At 67.1% G+C, this 15,780-nt stretch carries 17 protein-coding genes and 2 pseudogenes; 7 read left to right on the top strand and 12 right to left on the bottom strand.

Features of this window, described 5'->3' with window-relative positions:
* Positions 1-279 precede the first annotated feature (279 nt).
* The 5 genes and pseudogenes from ACH492_RS26565 to ACH492_RS26545 form a co-directional block, all read right to left on the bottom strand.
* Positions 280-750 (bottom strand): NUDIX domain-containing protein, encoded by a 471-nt coding sequence (locus ACH492_RS26565; RefSeq protein WP_398990195.1) that lies wholly within the window; start codon positions 748-750, stop codon positions 280-282.
* A gap of 3 nt (positions 751-753) precedes the next feature.
* Positions 754-849, bottom strand: a pseudogene (locus tag ACH492_RS26560) (transcriptional regulator); the annotation flags it as partial.
* A 1,170-nt stretch (positions 850-2,019) separates the two neighbouring features.
* Positions 2,020-2,244 carry a hypothetical protein gene (locus ACH492_RS26555; protein WP_398990194.1) on the bottom strand — a complete coding sequence of 75 codons (225 nt, stop codon included), beginning with the start codon at positions 2,242-2,244 and terminating at the stop codon, positions 2,020-2,022.
* A gap of 26 nt (positions 2,245-2,270) precedes the next feature.
* The gene (locus tag ACH492_RS26550; RefSeq protein WP_398990193.1) at positions 2,271-2,588 is read right to left on the bottom strand and encodes a DUF6233 domain-containing protein; all 318 of its coding nucleotides are present in this window, start codon (positions 2,586-2,588) and stop codon (positions 2,271-2,273) included.
* Positions 2,589-2,594: 6 nt separating this feature from the next.
* Positions 2,595-2,945: a hypothetical protein gene (locus tag ACH492_RS26545; RefSeq protein ID WP_398990192.1), complete on the bottom strand. Its 351-nt coding sequence runs from the start codon at positions 2,943-2,945 to the stop codon at positions 2,595-2,597.
* Between the two features lie 127 nt (positions 2,946-3,072).
* Between ACH492_RS26545 and ACH492_RS26540 the strand changes: the two genes are divergently transcribed.
* The 4 genes from ACH492_RS26540 to ACH492_RS26525 all read left to right on the top strand — a co-directional run bounded on the left by ACH492_RS26540 (position 3,073) and on the right by ACH492_RS26525 (position 6,208).
* Complete coding sequence (locus tag ACH492_RS26540) at positions 3,073-3,339, top strand: DUF6959 family protein (RefSeq protein ID WP_398990191.1); 267 nt, start codon at positions 3,073-3,075, stop codon at positions 3,337-3,339.
* A 1,086-nt stretch (positions 3,340-4,425) separates the two neighbouring features.
* Complete coding sequence (locus ACH492_RS26535) at positions 4,426-4,740, top strand: hypothetical protein (protein ID WP_398990190.1); 315 nt, start codon at positions 4,426-4,428, stop codon at positions 4,738-4,740.
* Positions 4,741-5,334, top strand: a complete 594-nt coding sequence (locus tag ACH492_RS26530; protein ID WP_398990189.1) for a hypothetical protein — start codon at positions 4,741-4,743, stop codon at positions 5,332-5,334.
* A gap of 433 nt (positions 5,335-5,767) precedes the next feature.
* Positions 5,768-6,208 carry a hypothetical protein gene (locus tag ACH492_RS26525; protein WP_398990188.1) on the top strand — a complete coding sequence of 147 codons (441 nt, stop codon included), beginning with the start codon at positions 5,768-5,770 and terminating at the stop codon, positions 6,206-6,208.
* Between the two features lie 212 nt (positions 6,209-6,420).
* On the opposite strand, the gene ACH492_RS26520 is transcribed toward ACH492_RS26525, so the two are convergent.
* Positions 6,421-6,549: a hypothetical protein gene (locus ACH492_RS26520; RefSeq protein ID WP_257548903.1), complete on the bottom strand. Its 129-nt coding sequence runs from the start codon at positions 6,547-6,549 to the stop codon at positions 6,421-6,423.
* Positions 6,550-6,554: 5 nt separating this feature from the next.
* Here ACH492_RS26520 and ACH492_RS26515 point away from each other — a divergent pair, with 5 nt between their 5' ends.
* A complete protein-coding gene (locus ACH492_RS26515) occupies positions 6,555-7,139 on the top strand; it encodes a DinB family protein (protein WP_266486916.1) in 585 nt (194 codons plus the stop codon).
* Between the two features lie 36 nt (positions 7,140-7,175).
* On the opposite strand, the gene ACH492_RS26510 is transcribed toward ACH492_RS26515, so the two are convergent.
* Entirely contained in the window at positions 7,176-7,808 is a 633-nt protein-coding gene (locus ACH492_RS26510; RefSeq protein ID WP_398990187.1) for a recombinase family protein, read from the bottom strand.
* 61 nt (positions 7,809-7,869) lie between these two features.
* On the opposite strand from ACH492_RS26510, the pseudogene ACH492_RS26505 reads away from it, so the two are divergent.
* Positions 7,870-8,547, top strand: a pseudogene (locus tag ACH492_RS26505) (potassium channel family protein); the annotation flags it as partial.
* A gap of 26 nt (positions 8,548-8,573) precedes the next feature.
* Positions 8,574-9,563 (top strand): NAD(P)H-quinone oxidoreductase, encoded by a 990-nt coding sequence (locus tag ACH492_RS26500; protein WP_398990186.1) that lies wholly within the window; start codon positions 8,574-8,576, stop codon positions 9,561-9,563.
* Between the two features lie 246 nt (positions 9,564-9,809).
* Here the strand turns inward: ACH492_RS26500 and ACH492_RS26495 are convergent, their stop codons facing one another.
* The 5 genes from ACH492_RS26495 to ACH492_RS26475 all read right to left on the bottom strand — a co-directional run bounded on the left by ACH492_RS26495 (position 9,810) and on the right by ACH492_RS26475 (position 15,729).
* Complete coding sequence (locus ACH492_RS26495; RefSeq protein WP_356224526.1) at positions 9,810-10,352, bottom strand: bacterial proteasome activator family protein; 543 nt, start codon at positions 10,350-10,352, stop codon at positions 9,810-9,812.
* Between the two features lie 118 nt (positions 10,353-10,470).
* The gene (locus ACH492_RS26490) at positions 10,471-13,335 is read right to left on the bottom strand and encodes an FtsX-like permease family protein (protein ID WP_398990185.1); all 2,865 of its coding nucleotides are present in this window, start codon (positions 13,333-13,335) and stop codon (positions 10,471-10,473) included.
* Complete coding sequence (locus ACH492_RS26485; protein WP_398990184.1) at positions 13,332-14,093, bottom strand: ABC transporter ATP-binding protein; 762 nt, start codon at positions 14,091-14,093, stop codon at positions 13,332-13,334. The genes ACH492_RS26490 and ACH492_RS26485 overlap by 4 nt, the downstream gene beginning before the upstream one ends.
* Positions 14,094-14,267: 174 nt before the next feature.
* Positions 14,268-15,002 (bottom strand): PadR family transcriptional regulator, encoded by a 735-nt coding sequence (locus ACH492_RS26480; RefSeq protein ID WP_398990183.1) that lies wholly within the window; start codon positions 15,000-15,002, stop codon positions 14,268-14,270.
* An 85-nt stretch (positions 15,003-15,087) separates the two neighbouring features.
* Positions 15,088-15,729 carry a hypothetical protein gene (locus ACH492_RS26475; RefSeq protein ID WP_398990182.1) on the bottom strand — a complete coding sequence of 214 codons (642 nt, stop codon included), beginning with the start codon at positions 15,727-15,729 and terminating at the stop codon, positions 15,088-15,090.
* Between the last annotated feature and the right edge of the window lie 51 nt (positions 15,730-15,780).

Genomic DNA, 15,780 nt, shown 5'->3' with positions numbered 1-15,780 from the left:
GGACCGGAAAACCGAGAGTCTTCGCGTCTCGGCCGACCGCGTCTCATCTTTCATGACCGGCCCTCGCGTGCAGTGATCCGTTCATTCAGCATGCCGACCATGCTTCCGTACCGGACCGGCAAATGGTGTGCATGCGGGAGGCTTGATCTGAGCTCGCCATGGCTCTAGCTCGGGTAGGAACGAGAGGCGATTGTCGACGGTGGCGGTCCACTCGACACGCGCGAGCGTAGCCGCAGCTCGTTGTGCTCGGTGGCCTCGCTACTGCGCCGCACGCTTTCACTAGCCGAGGTACGGCCGCTCTCGGTGCTCCAGAAAGTGCTGGATCCGCAGCCGCTGTGTGTGGTGCATGGGCAGAGCTTCGAGCTCCTCCGGCGACACGAAACGTAGTTCCGTGGACTCGTCAGAGATGGCGAGTCGACCGCCAACCACGCGTGCTGTGAAGCAGACGTTGAACTGACGGCGCACCTCGCCGTCCGTGTAGGCGATCACGTGGCGGGGGTCCGTGTACGTGCCGACAAGACCCGTGATCTCCACGTCGAGGCCCGTCTCTTCTTTGACCTCCCGTACAGCCGTGCCGGGCAGCGAATCGCTCATGTCCATGCCGCCGCCGGGCAGTGCCCAGAGTTCGTTGTCACGGCGTCGTTGGAGAAGGATGCGCCCCGTCTCGTCGGTCACGACTGCGGACGCGGCGACAACCAGACTGTTCGGCTTGGGGGCATTGGGGTCGTCGAAGTACTCGGTCCGTGCCATGGCTCACTTTCCCTCTACCGGCTCGGCTGTCGACCACACGGCATCGAAGCTGGCTGCATAGGTGTCGAATATCCCGCCATCGCCATTGCGGCGGATGTGCTGACGGTGGATCGCGGTGGCCGGGCCTCGCGCGCTGGGTCGAGAGGAGGGCTGCGGTGATGGCCGCGCGTGCCGTGTGGCGGTTCGTGGGCTGGGTGTTGCAGGTTGACGCCTCTGGAACCGGACCGATCTATGACGCCGATGCACCACGTGCGGGGAGTCATCGGGAGCCGCTGACAGCAAGGAGGTCCCAGAGGGTGCCTGCGGCATGCGGGCCGCTCCGGTCATACGGGATTCCGGGCCGCAACGACCACGTTCTTCCGGGCTACGCGGGCTGAGACCGGCGGTGCGCACTGATGCGGCAGCGATTATTCGCCTTCGGGATCGTTCTTCTTCTGGATCGTGCTCTATGTGCCGATGGCACTGATCAACGATCCCAGTTCACAGATCCTCTAACTTCCGGTCCTCGTAAGCCGGTTGTGGCCCGGACCGCCCCTTCGCCTGGACAGCATGCGGGGCGGTCCGGTCTGGAATGCAGATGCAACCCGGTGCCGATGGTACCGGGGTCGTCGTCGTGCCCACGCTCGATGAATCCCGATTGGTCGGAGTCAAGCCAACGTGCGTGGAAGGGACTTGAGGTAGATGTACGACCCAGAAGACGCCGGTTTCGAGAACGAGCCGTTCGACCCTGACGACGTGCTCTGGGTGCGTGGGGTCGATTACCTGGCGGGCTGGCGGGCTGGCGGGACGCGACGGATGCCGGCAGGGCTCTGGTGGGTGCGTTGGCTGCGGCCGGGGTCGACACGACCGGGCTCAGGTGGCAGGCAAGTGCAGCTGCGGACGGGGCCGGGAGACTGCGCTTGGTGCTGCCGGCGGCTGCGGCTCATGACGTGGCAGCTCTCGTACGGGCCGTTTCTCGGTTGGGTGAAGCGAGCTGAGGTGGCCCGCTGCCTTCGACGCCCGGCACCGCTTGCGGGCGGGCACATCGTCGGCGCAGTCCTGTCCGTCGCCATGGCGCATCGTGCCCGCCGGCAGTGCCGACATACGCAAGCTTTTCACGTCTATTGGTGTCGCTGAGGGGCATGTCCAGGGTCGTTCACCTGGGGCCATGGCGGTGCGACTGGTGCAGCGGGACTTGGACTGGGTCGGGTCTGAACGATGGTGAACGCGGCTGAATGAGACGGAGACTGAGACGGCGGCGGTTTCGCGTGTGGGCCAAGGGGGCGGCGCTCAGCCCGGAGGATCGTCCGGCTTGTACTCGTGCGCCCTGCCGCCGCCCCATTCGACCCAAGTCGGGTCGTCCAGGAGCTCCTCAGCGTCGGGCAGGCCTGCTTGGCGGAGGAACTCCAGTAGGTCCCGGTCGGAGTGGGCCAGGCCCATGATCTGGTCCCGCACGGTGACTCGCCGGCCGACGGTTGCGGAGATCCGGTGCACAACGATCGGTGCACCTCTCATGCCTCCAGGCTGAGACGTGTGGCCCGTCACAACGTTCCGAGGTCTCGGTCGGGGCGGCAGATCGTGCAGGGTTCGACGTGCGCGGCGAGTGCCTGCTCGCGGCTGATCGGCTTGGCCCGCGGTGCGCCGCCGTGCGTGCAGTCCCCGGTATGGACGGCGATGGCGTGTCGCCCGCCGCGGCTCATCTCGATCTTCCACTCCGGCAGTGGTGGCGGAATGTGGGCAGCACGCAGGGCTCGGTCCTCCTCTTGCTCCAGCCAGCGCTTGGTCTGCTGGAGCTGTTGAAGCTGGACCCGCTCCAGGAAGCGCAGGAGATCCAGCCGCGATGGTGGGCGCTCGGCCATGACGGTCTACGCCGCCCTGTCCTCGGCCTGCTGATGGGCGTGCTTGAGAGCCATCCGCGCATCGACCACGTCCGCCGTCAGAGTCGCCCAGTACGGATGCGTGCTCACCATGACCGACAAATCGAGCAGCCGCCGGCGCAACCGCTCTACCTCCGCCGTCTGTTCCGTGGTGTAGCCCGGGCTGTCGGGAAAGGACACGATCCGGTCGCCGAGTACGTGCTTCTCGCTCGTCCAGCCGGGCTCCGGGGTCACCGACCAGGGCAAGGTACGACACAGCGCCGCGTACTCAGCACGCGTCTGGTGCAGGTCGAGCTGCGCGGTGCGGAGATCGTCGGGGAAGTCGTACGGTTCAGCCACACCAGAATGGTACGCCTGTTCGATTTGCGTTGGCGAGCACCGTGCGGTCGCGTGTGTGCCAGCGAGTCAGACCCCCGGGTCGGCGCCATCGACATCCTCAGACGGTGATGTCAGGTTGGATGGCCATATGGAACGTGTCGAGGCTGAGCTGTTCACGGACGGTGGGAACAACGCTGTGGTGCGGCTGCCCGGTCGCCGATTTCCCGGTGTACTGATCCAGGGTGACTCTCTCTCCATCCTCCGCAACGACGTTGCCGAGGTGGTGGATGCCTTCGCCCAGGGCGACGTGGCCGGGGCCCGGGAAGCCGCCGGCCTCCTGCTGGCCGACCTCGACGCGCTCCTGACGCGCTACACCGCGGCACTCGAAGAGCACGAGATCCCGCCGCAGTACTGACCTCGCGAAGACCCTCAGCTTGGGAATCACCGGCCGCTTCCGGCGGACATACCTGCTGACCTGTGGAGACGACACGAATCGGGGTGTGCTCCAGCCTCGCCTTGTGACCGTGGTTGACCGGTGAACGCTGCCCTATCTGGTGCGTATCTGGTGCGCCTGCCGTGAAGGCACCCTGTGTCATTGCTGAGCCGGCGGGGCCTCCCTGGGACCGTCGTCGTCGCTGACCCGTCCCACCAAAGTCGCCCACTCCACGCAACGGATCGTGCCATACGGGCCATAGGCAACAGGGCCTTCTGATCCGTAGCTCTACGTGGATCGGTCGGGGGCGGTCATAGCGGTCGCTGCGAAGCCTCTGGGGGACGCTGCTGGGTGCGGGTGGTTCTGGGGTTGCTGTACTTCGCTGCTGTACCGCAACAGCCGTGGACGCTGGGTGAGTTGCCTGAGTGGTGATCAATCGGAAGTGGGCGCTAATATTGCGGGGCCTCATCTCTGAGAGGGGGGCGCCTCGTCCCGCACGGTGACGAGACGCAGCCCCAGAGATGAGGTGGAGTGATGGAAAAGCCGAACCCTTTCCCGGAGTCCAAGGGGAAGATTCGTGAGGTTGCTAGTCGGCTCTCGATCGCGCTGGGGGCTCGTGCTCTCTGGGAATTGATCGGGAAGCTGTTCAGCCGCCATTTCGAGGGGTGACGCCAGTTGCCCCCGGACGATCGACGCTGGTGCATCCCCCCGTCGCTAGCGTTGGTGCATCGAAGCCCTCACTCCAACTCGCCCGGGACAGTCCCCCTTTCTGCCCCGGGGGGCTTGCTGAGCGTCGATTCCGGCTCGGTCGAGGACGCGCCGCTGGCTGGCCTATGGCTTGGCTCCACTGAGCCCGTGGTTGACCGCTGTTTGCCGCCCAATCGGGCACGCATCGGGCATGAGGGGACCTACCGGGGCAGCATGGATACGTCGAGCGTTGTGGCTGGTTCGCGCTCTACCTGTGATGTCTGGCGGTCGGTACTCTGCACCCTCATGAGGGGGATTCGCACTTACTGGGGCTATTTGGCCATTGCGGCTCTCATCGTTGCCTGGGGGCGTGGAGCCGCAATGTCGGTGATTATGTTTCTTTCCCTTGCCGTGTTCGCCCACGCTTCCTTTCAGGTCCCTGTGTGGTGCGGGGCCGTCAATCGTGATCGCGTTACCTATTGCCGAAACAACGCCCACGGAATCTTGATGGGTTGCAGTAAGCGCCAGCATAGATGGCAAAAGCTCAAGATGATCGTTCTGCGCAGCAAGGCTGGGGATTTCTCCAGGGTTGTCTTTCTCGCGGCCAAGGAGAAGTTCAACGCGTTCCTGGCTGCAAGCGGATTGCTGTCAGCCATTGCAGCAGTTATCGTTCCCGCTATCGCGGGCGCCGAGTAAATGGATGCTGCCGCCCGAGTAACACTCATCACCGGATTCGCGACCGCCACCGCAGCTATTCTTGGATACTGGGTCAACCAGCATGCCGCCCGCCGGGAGCGAAAATCCAAGACATACGCTGAGGCGATTTTGGCTATCTCGGACTACGAGGAACTTCCGTATTTAATTCGACGACGCCCTGACGGTGCCAGTGAAACACGAGCTGCAATCGTTCAGCGTCAGACGGAGGTGTTCTCGCGAATCCGCTATAACCAGGCGCTGTTAGATATGGACTCTGCGGTGATAGGGGAGGCCTACCAGCTTCTTTTCACGCAGACTCGTCGGCGGGGAGGCCCATACCGGAAAGAAGCTTGGATGGAGGAAATAATCACGAGCGACGCAGAGATTCCGGACTCTGCATATTGTCCGTACGACAATGAGCCGGAACTTAAACTCTGCTTGAAGGCCATGCGGCGGGAACTGACGCCATTCGCTGGGCCGCTTCGTTTTCATACGCAGCGGCAGATCAGAAAACTTCGTGAAAGTCGGCCCCAGTGGCAAGCGCCTGCATGGATGAGGGCTCGCGAGGCCGGCGCACCGACATCTGCTTTGTAAGTTTGGCCGGACAGCAGCCGCACCTGGCCGCATCACGCGCAGCGGCGCTGCTGACGGCCGCTCGATGTTGCTGTCGTTCGCCGTCGTTGATGTCAACTGTGGATGTCAGCTGCCCCTCCATGCGAACTACCGGCGAGACGGTCGCTGAGGTCCGTTCGACTGGTCAGCCGGGGTGATCGGGGCCGATGTTCGTCGGATGCGGTCGCGGTGGTTGCTGTACTTCGCTGCTGTACTGCAACGCCTCCGGGGGGCGCGGTCGGTGGGGGCGGAGTTGTTGCGGCTGATCAAGCACCCGTCGTCGCTGCGCTCCTCCGGGCAGGAGCGGGCGGCGGCCGGCGCACCCAGGCAAGCACACCGTGCATAAGGTCAATACACGTCGTGGCTGGGGCGGTTGAAGCGTCTCCGAGCTGGCCATTTGTGTCATGCTGCGCACATGGCAGACTCGACATGGTTGCAGCCAGTTATCACCGGTGTGGCAACGTTGAGCGGCGCTACCTTGGGAGCCTTGGCAACTTATCTGACGCAGCGTGGCGTCTGGCGTAGACAATACGCTGCCCGGTGGGACGAGTCGCGGAGAGTCATTTTTAGTAGACAACTTTCAATTGCCAATAGCTGGCATGACTCCATCGAGAAAGGTGACAACGAGCGAGCCGATGCACTCCTGGACGAGACTTACCAGCTGTCAGGTGAGGTCTCACTGCTTGCATCTGACAGTACAAGGACCGCCGCCAGCGAGCTTTTCGACCACCTCGCGAATCTCCATGATCATGCATTCATCAACAAGGGGCCGCAGCATCCTGATGCAGCCGAGGGCTATCTGCAAGCACGGGAAGCCTTTCGCGAAGCAGCGCGACTAGAGATGGGGGTCTTGTAACCCGGCCACTCAGCGCCGACGGTTCAGCCGCAAGGTTATATGTCGGATCGGATCGGATGGGTATGCAGACGATCAGACAGCGTTGGGGTGCGGGGTCGGTGAATCTGACGTTACGCCGGAGCCAGCCGTCTGTGGGGCCATTGAGGGACGGCCCACCTCGACCAACAACGACCACGGATGACCGCTCGATTGCAGGTCACTAAGAGGGTGTCTCACGTGGCAAGTTTCGCGAGCTTCTTGTAGCAGGTCAGGGCGGCGGCCATGGCCAGGCCTCGGCTCTGCCAGTCGTTGCGGACCACGTACGGGATCTTGAGACCACGAGCAGCCCATGGCAGGCTCATGCCGCATGATCGATGAATTCGCGAAAGACAACCTGCACGGGAGACTGCGGCGGGACCGCAAGGCGCTGCTCTGGAAACTCGACGGCTTGTCCGAATACGACGCCCGCCGACCTTTGACAGCGACCGGGACCAACCTCCTCGGCCTGGTCAAACACGTGGCCACCGTCGAGGCCAGGTACTTCGGCGAGGTCTTCGACCGCCCTTCCCCGGAACCGCTGCCCCGGTGGCAGGACTCCAACGGCAGCGATCTGTGGGCGACCGAGGACGAGACCCGCGATCAGATCATCGGGTTCTACCGGCGCACGTGGGAACACTCGGACGCGACGATCAACGAGCTTCCCCTCGACGCCCCCGGCCACGTGCCGTGGTGGCCGGAGCCTTATGCCGACACGAACCTGTTCGCCATCATGGTCCATGTCCTCGGCGAGTCCATCCGGCATGCCGGGCACGCCGATATCCTGCGCGAGGGCCTCGACGGCCGGACCGGGTTGCGCGCCGAACTCGAGAAGCAGATCGACGAGGAAGCCCGTGCAGCCTACTGCGCGAAGATCGAGCAGGCCGCCAGGTCGGCCGCACCAATCAAGGCTTAGAGGTTGTCTCACCTGACTTGATGTTCGTGCGGCCTCCTATTCGTCCACGGAGGTCACGGGCTTCCACTGCCCCATGACGGGCTTCCCCTTGTCGTCCAGGACGATCTCAAGCCGCTTGTTCTCCATGTCTGTTACCGGGTCAACATCGATGACCTGGCGTGACCGGCAGCCGCACATGCGTGGATTGCGCATGACGACCTTTATCGCCTCGCGTGACCACTCGTGCCCGGAGGCCGTGGATACTCCGGCCTTCTTCAGTTCATGGATGACGGCTGAGATCGGCTTCCCAGCCAGTAGCCAATGCACCATCTGCCGAAGCCACTTGGACTCGTACGGGTCCAGCGTTCGCTTGTCCTCCTTCCATCCGAAGGGCCTCTGCCCACCGATGGGGATTCCAGCCTGTTGTAGAGCCTGGTGCTTACGCGCGACCCGTCGCGCAGTGTCGGCCGACTGCTTGCCGTTTGTCGCGGTCACGATGCGTGCGACCGTACGGCCGTTTTCGGTGAGGAGGTCGAGAGAACCCGTGATGTCGATGATCGGGCGGCCGAAGTTCTGGACGACCTCGATCGCGTCCTCAAGGTGGTCGGTACCGTCATTCCCGTCGGTACCGGGGCCGTCGTCAGGCTCGAAGGAAAGCCGGGACGAGACCGGCCCAGTTCTGGCCTTCAAGATCGCCCCAGCGTGCCCGCTTCACGAGATCGTCGCTCATGCGCTTAGGTTACTTTTGGAAAACCGTTGGAGGCTTCGCTTGCGTGATCACACCGTCATCGTCGGCTTCGGCACCAAGGGTCGGTCCGCGATCCAGACGCTGACCGCCACGGGCCTGAGGAAAGAGCAGATCGTTGTCGTCGACCCCAGCAGCAAGGTGATCGAGGCCGCGAACGCCGACGGCTTTGTGGGGGTGGTCGGTGATGCGACCCGTAGTGATGTGCTGCTCCGCGCCGAGGTGCAAAAAGCGCGCCAGATCGTCATCGCGACGCAGCGCGACGACACGGCGGTGCTGGTCGCGCTGACCGCGCGGCAGCTCAATCGTGGAGCGAAAATCGTCGCAGCGGTGCGCGAGGAAGAAAACGCGCCGCTGCTGCGGCAGTCCGGCGCCGACGCGGTGATCACCAGCGCCAGTGCGGCGGGGCGGCTGCTGGGTCTGTCGGTGCTCAGCCCCAGCGCGGGGACGGTGATGGAGGACCTGATCCAGCAGGGCAGCGGGCTCGACCTCATTGAGCGGCCGGTGATAAAGGCCGAGGTGGGGCGCAGTGTGCGGGAGACGGATGACCTGGTGGTGAGCGTGCTGCGGGGGCACCGGCTGCTCGGATACGACGATCCTGCGGCCAGTCCATTGCAGTTGACGGACCGCCTCATCACCATCGTGCGCGCCGAGGAAGGCGCAGCCCTCAACCGCCCTGAATAAGGCCGCTCCGGAGTAGCCTCGCGGCCATGTATGCGATCACGATTCCCGAACCTGGCGGCCCCGAGGCGCTTGTGTGGGCCGAGGTGCCCGATCCCGTACCCGACGAGGGAGAGGTCCTCGTCGAAGTCGTGGCGAGCGCCGTCAACCGCGCCGATCTGCTGCAGCGTCAGGGTTTCTACGACCCGCCGCCCGGGGCGTCGCCGTACCCCGGCCTTGAATGCTCGGGGCGCATCGTCGCCCTGGGGCAGGGTGCCTCCGGTTGGGCCGTGGGTGACGAGGTGTGCGCGCTGCTCGCCGGCGGCGGTTACGCGGAGAAGGTCGCCGTGCCGGCGGGGCAACTGCTGCCGGTGCCGGAGGGGATGGACCTGGTCACGGCGGCTGCGCTGCCGGAGGTGACCGCGACGGTGTGGTCGAACGTTTTCATGATTGCGCACTTGCGGCCGGGTGAAACATTGCTGGTGCACGGGGGTGCGAGCGGGATCGGCACGATGGCGATCCAGCTCGCCAAGGCCGTGGGTGCGCGGGTGGCCGTGACGGCGGGCGGGCCCGAGAAGCTGGCGCGGTGCGCGCAGCTGGGCGCGGACATCCTGATCGACTACCGAGAGCAGGACTTCGTGGAGGAGCTGCGGAAGGCGACGGAGGGGGCGGGGGCGGACGTCATCCTCGACATCGTCGGCGCGAAGTATCTGGACCGGAATGTGCAGGCGCTGGCGGTCAACGGCCGGCTGGCCGTGATCGGGATGCAGGGTGGCGTCAAGGGTGAGCTGAACCTGGCGGCGCTGCTGGGGAAGCGGGCGGCGGTGACGGCGACGTCGCTGCGGGCGCGGCCGCTGGGCGAGAAGGCGGCGATCGTGGCGGCGGTGCGGGAGCATGTGTGGCCGCTGATCGAGGGGGGCCGGGTGCGGGCGGTCGTGGACCGGAAGCTGGGGATGGCGGATGCGGAGGAGGGGCATCGGGTGCTGGAGGCCGGGGCGAACGTCGGCAAGGTGCTGCTGGTGGCGCCTGCGGGGGGCTGAGCGCGCCCGCGGTTCGCGTGCTGGCTTGCGGGCTTCGCCCTCCCGGCCGCCCCGCCCGCGCGGACCTCGGAGTGGCGGCGACGTGCGCCTCGGATGCCCCCGCGGCCGCGGGCTGGGGGTGACGGCGTGCGCCTCAGGTCCCCCCGTCCTGGCGGCGCGGGCCAGTACTCAGTACCCAGTCGCGAAATTGGCTCGGCGCTGGAGGTACGCAGTACCTCCAGCGCCGTACGCAGTACCCCCGCGCCCCTACAAATACGGTCCCGAGCGGATCGCTCCGTGCTGGCCGCCCTCGTCGTCCTCGTGCGGGGCTCCCGGGGGGAGTGCTCTGCGCATTTGTTCGAGTTGGGCGCGGGCCGCCATTTGCTGTGCGAACAGGGCCGTCTGGATTCCGTGGAAGAGGCCCTCCAGCCAACCCACCAACTGGGCTTGCGCGATGCGCAGTTCAGCTTCGGAGGGGATTGCCTCGTCGGTGAAGGGCAGCGAGAGACGTTCGAGTTCCTCGACCAGTTCGGGGGCGAGGCCGTCCTCCAGCTCCTTGACCGAGCTGGCGTGGATCTCCTTGAGCCGGACCCGGCTCGCCTCGTCCAGAGGTGCTGCTCTGACTTCCTCCAGCAGCTGCTTGATCATGCTGCCGATGCGCATGACCTTGGCAGGCTGTTCCACCATTTCCGTCACCGGGACCTCGCGCGACTCGTCGTCACCGTCACCGCCGCCGAGTGCCATCCCGTCCTGTCCCACGACAAGAATGTGGGGGCTCTCCTGCGACCGTTCATTCCTCGGCATCTCCATGCCGCCATTCTCTCGCACATGTGCCTCACGACACGGTGTGCCCCCGTACAAGGGTGATCCACCCTTGTACGGGGGCGCAAAGCCGCTGGATATGGCTGGATACGCCCGGCTCCGCCGATCAGGTCGCTTCGCGGCGGGACAGCGCGCCGCGGGAGCGGGTCACCAGCGCCGCCAGCAGCGCCGCGCCGACCGGGACCGCGACGAGCAGCGCGGCCAGGGTCTCCCAGGGCACGATGATCGGTACGTGCGGCACCGAGTTGAGCGAGCCGTAGCCCTGGTCCAGCGCTTCCCGGTACCACTTCATCTGCTCGCGCTTCTCAGTGAGCCGGAGCCCGATCGCCGGCAGGACACCCGCCGCCGAGCCAAGGACCACACCCATCGCGGCCACCACACCGCACTGGAATCCGCTGAGCGTCCTGCGGACCCGTGGTGGCGCACCCACAGCCGCCAGCGTCTTCAGGTCGGCCTCGGCATCCGCCTGGGCCAGGCCCGTGGCGATACCGGCCGCGCCGATCGTGATCAGCCCGGCGAAGACGGTCAGCGCCAGCAGGATGATGCTGTTCTCGCTGGTGTAGCCCTCCTCGACATGGAGGTTGATGTCCGACCCGGTCTTGTCGAGCTCGCCGTCCAGCCGCTGGCGCTGCTCGCTGCTCGGCATCTTGTCCGTCGAGTAGTACGCCCCGAACGGCACCGTGCTCATGCCCGCCGACTTGGCCGCGGCAGGCGACAGGATCATCGCGACGCCGTACGAATTGGGCTCACCCGCGACTTGGTGCGCGCTGAAGCTCTTGACCTCGCCCGGCGCGTCCTTGCCCTTCTCCGCGGCCTCGTCGGCCTTCTTGGTGTCAGTGATCAGACGGATGCCGATCTTGCCCTTGGCGTCGACGTTTCGTTTGTCGAAGGACACGATCTGCCCGGCCGCCAGCGCCTTCTCGGCCGCAGCGTCGTCGATCGCGAGCACCTTCAGCAGCTTCGTGTCACCGACCAGCACACCGCCGTCGACATAGCTGCCGCCGCCCGACAACTCCTTGCAGCGCCAGTCCTCGGAGAGCTTGCGGCGCTCGGCCTTGCTGAACCTCGAGGTGGTGTCCTCGTTCGGGTGGGCGGGGTCGGTCATCCACAGCGGGCACTGGTTGGCCTTGGGCACGACCACCTCGTAGCGGCCGCAGCCGTCCCCGCCGCCATACGTCGAGCAGTTGGTCTTGCCGACCGAGATCCGGTCCACATCGGCCCGTAGATCGATGGGCAGCATCTTCTGCACGGTGGCGCGCACGGCCGGGACGTCCCGGCCGCCGGCCTCGTCGAGCATCACCGAGACCGCGCCGTGCGGGAGACGTGCCTCGTACGCCGCCCTGCCCTCGGCGTCGTTGCTGGCGGCGTACGTCGCCACTGCCACGGTGCCCGCGACGGCGGCCAGCACCGCGGCTACGGCGGGAGCCGTACGGCCCCGGTTGCGTACCGCGTCCCGCAGCGCGAGCCGCGGGGAGAGCGGCAGGATGCGTCCGGTCCGGCCGAACAGACCCACCAGGGCGGGGGTCAGCGCGACCACGCCCAGCTCGGCGATGGCGCTGCCGCCCGCGACAACGATGGACTGGTCGGTCATCACCGAGCCGTAGAGCGCGATCGTCGCGCCCAGCGCGACCGCGATCAGGCCGATCACCGGCAGTACCCGGCTGCTCTTGCGTACGCCCCGACGGCCGGTGAGCGAGGCCAGCACGGACTGGCGGGACGAGGTGATGGCCGGAACGATCGCGGCCATCAGGCCCGTGAGCACGGCGAGCAGCCCGATGCCGAGCAGTTCCAGCGGCCGAACGTCGAAGCTGCCGAAGCGCTGGCCCATGTAATCCTCGAGCAGCGGCTGCAGCGCAAAGGTGAGGAGCAGGCCGAGAACCGTGCCGACCACCGCCGCGGCGACGCCGATCACCAGGCCGCCGGCGAGGACGATGGCGCGGATGTGGCGGCGGTCGCCGCCGTTCGCGCCGACCAGACCGAGCTGGCGGCGGGAGCGACGCGCGCCGACCGCGAAGGCGGGCCCTGCCAGCAGGCAGATCTCCAGCATCGCGAGGCCGACGACGGTACCGACCGCGGCGAGCGCCGCGGCCTTGGCCGCCGTGCTCTCCTCGTAATCGCCCCAGCCCTCTTGCTGGTAGATCGGGACGTCGGACCTGGCGGGCGGGTCGAGGGCCACGGCGCGCGAATTGACCGTTACGCCCTTGGCGTTGGCCTCCTTGACCATGTTCCACGTGAAACCACCGGGAACGCTCACCAGATGCGTGGTACTCGCCTCGGCCACGGGCAGCCCGGCCTTTTCCAGGGCCTTGTCGAGCGGGGCGAGGAGCGCGCCCGGCAGCGCGTTGACCTGGTCGGCGTCGAGTGCGTCGGGGAGTTCGTAGGCGCCGACGATCTTGTACTCACGGTCGAGTCCGCGGGCCGTGAGCTTGGAGCCCACCTTCAGACCGCTGGTCTCCAGAAAGTGTGTGGTCGCGGCGACCTCGTCGGCCTTCTGCGGAAGCCGGCCCTGATCGACGACCATGATGCCCTTGGCCAACGGGTCCGAGGCCTTCAGCTCACGGATCTCGGTGTTCAGCAGCCCGTGGGTGGTGCGCAGCTTGCCCGAACCAACAGAGTCCGTCAGGGACTTGGCACCGGTGGGCAGTGCCTTGTCGACGTCGGACTTGCCCTCGGGATACGGCTTGTTCTCGAAGTCCCCCACCGGCGTTGAGTTGTTGGCGTCGGGGGTCTGCATGAGGGGCACCCCGCCCATGCCGGGGTCGTTCAGCCGTGCGTCGGCGGCGCCCAGCGAGCGCTCCAGGCTCTGCTCGGTCGAGAGCTCGGCGCTGCGCAGGGTCAGATCCGCGGCGCTCACGCCGAGGATGGGCAGGGCGATCATGGCGAGGACGAGGAAGCTGCGCCCCTTGGAGCGCCAGGCGTCGCGGCGGGCGATCCGGATCGCGGCCCGCCAGGAGTGGTACCAACTGTTCACAGCTCGGCCGCCTGGCCCGAGAGCAGCGAGTCGGCCTGGCTGCGGATGGTCTGGTCGACGACCGCGCCGTCGCGCAGGAAGACCACACGGTCCGCCCAGGCCGCGAAGCGCGGTTCGTGGGTGACGAGAATGCCGGCCGCTCCGCTGTCGCAGCGGGAGCGCAGCAGGGCGAGTACGGACTCACCGGTCTCGGAGTCGAGGGCGCCGGTCGGCTCGTCGGCGAGGACGAGCCGGCGCTCGCCGACCAGGGCGCGGGCGATGGCCACGCGCTGCTGCTGGCCGCCCGACATCTCGTCGGGGAAGCGGTCGGCGAGATGACCGAGCTCCATCTCCTCCAGCGCGGTGACGGCCTCGGAACGGGCCTTGCGTGCGGATATGCCGTCCAGCTCGCGCGGCAGGGAGACGTTTTCGGCGGCGGTGAGCGCCGGGATGAGGTTGTAGTCCTGGAAGACATAGCCGATGCTGCGGCGGCGCAGAGCGGCGAGCGTCTTGCGGTCTGCGGTGGTGATGTCGGTGTTCTCGACGATCACACGCCCCGAGGTGGGGGTGTCGAGTCCGCCGGCGATGGTGAGCAGCGTGGACTTGCCGGAGCCGGACGGGCCCATGACGGCGACGAGTTCGCCGGGGAAGACATCGAGGTTGATGCCGCGCAGGGCATGCACCTCGGTGGCGCCGCTGCCGTGAACGCGGGTGAGTTGCTGGAGTTGCAGCACTGGCTGCTGTGACTTTTGTGACGTCTGTGACTGACGGTCGGACATGGAAGGGTCCCCCCTTGGACGGACGGTGCACGAGCGGCTGGATGCCGCGAGCGGATGTACGGAGACTGGGAGAGCTGGGCGTGCGGGTCGTTTCGGTGGGCTGAGCCGGCCGCGTTCGGTGGACTGAGCCGGCTCGGCGGCGTTCGGCGGGCTACATCGGCGGCATTGGGTGGACTACGTCGGCGGCGCGGGCCGTGCGCGCGCCGAGCCTGACGGCGCCGCAGGAGATGCCGGGCCCTCCGAGCCTGCCGATGGCGGCTCCGTCGAAGACGCCGAAGACGCCGAGGACGCCCGCCCCGCCGGGGTACCGAGCAGGGACGCGGCCGTCGTGTGCGCCGCTCCGCGGTCCGCGGCCCGGCCGGCCGCCGCGGAGATCCGGATGAGCCGCACCTCGCAGTGGTCGAGCCAGCGCGCCTCCGCCTCGGTCTGGAAGATCAGCTGTTCCAGCACGAGCAGCCAGGCCACGTCGTCGCGTTCCTGCGAGCCCCCGCCCTCGATCGCGGCCAGCGCCTGCGCCTTGAGCCGGGTGTAGTCCTGCATCGCCTTCACGGTGTGGTGGCGCTGGGACTGGATGACGGCACGGATGTCCACGCCGGGCGCACCGACCGCCATCGCGAGCTTGATCGCCAACTCGTCACGGGGCGGACTGCTGCGGTCCACCGGCGTCGCGAACCAGCTCTTCAGCTCGGTGCGCCCGGCATCGGTGATGACGTAGAGCGCATGGCCCGCCTCGTCCTCGCCGCCCTGGGCGACCATGCCGTCGCGCTCCAGGCGGTTGAGGGTCGTATAGACCTGACCGACGTTGAGCGGCCAGGTGGCTCCGGTGCGCGACTCGAACTCCGTGCGGAGCTGGGAGCCGTAGCGAGGGCCGTGCTCGAGGAGGGCAAGGAGCCCGTGGCGGATGGACATACTCGGTATGTATACCGGGTATGCCGACCGCCGCCAACCATCGAGAGGCGGAGCCTGTGCCTCCATCCTGAGGAGGACGAGAAGATCAACGACGCCGCAACCGCACCCCGAGGAAGCCGATTCCGAGCCCCATGAGCGCCATCCCGACCCCCAGCGACAGCGGGGAGATCTGGTGCACGACCGGCTCGGGCAGTGCCTGGGGTGCCTGGTCACGTGCGGCGGCGGGTGGCGTCGGGCTGGGCGAGAGCGCCGGGAACTCATCGGCCTCCTCGGCCTCCTCCTGCTCCTCCGTCTCGAGTACCTCGTCCTCCGCAGAGGGGGACTTCGGCGCGGAGGGTCGCGTACGGGACGAAGTGGCTGAAGCGGAACGAGACGCGGAAGCAGACGCGGACTCGGAATCGGACTCGGAAGGCGATGCGGACCGTGCGGCGGACGGCTCACGGTCGGGGCGGCCCTCGCCGTCCGGGCTCTCGGACTCGTCCGGGCTGTGCGACTGGGGAGTCCGTCCGGGCCTCTTCCGCCCCTCCCCGGCCTGCCGCCCCGCGAGCGAAGCGGAGGCGGAAGCGGTCGGCGCGGCGGCAGGTGTGGCGGCAGGTGTGGCGGCAGGTGTGGCGGCAGGCCTGGCGGCCGGGGCGCGGTCGGGGGCCTCGGACTCCTCGGCGTACGCAAGGGGCGTGGCCAGCACCAGGAGCGAGGTGACCGCGATCGCGCACCGTGTGCGGAGCATTGGAGTCACGGGGGGACCCCCTCCCGTGCCGAGTCGCCGAGAAGTCGCCGA

Source organism: Streptomyces sp. NPDC019443 (assembly GCF_044389785.1).
Lineage (GTDB): Bacteria > Actinomycetota > Actinomycetes > Streptomycetales > Streptomycetaceae > Streptomyces.
Note: the sequence above shows the minus strand (reverse complement) of the source record. Positions and strands in the feature narration are given on the sequence as shown.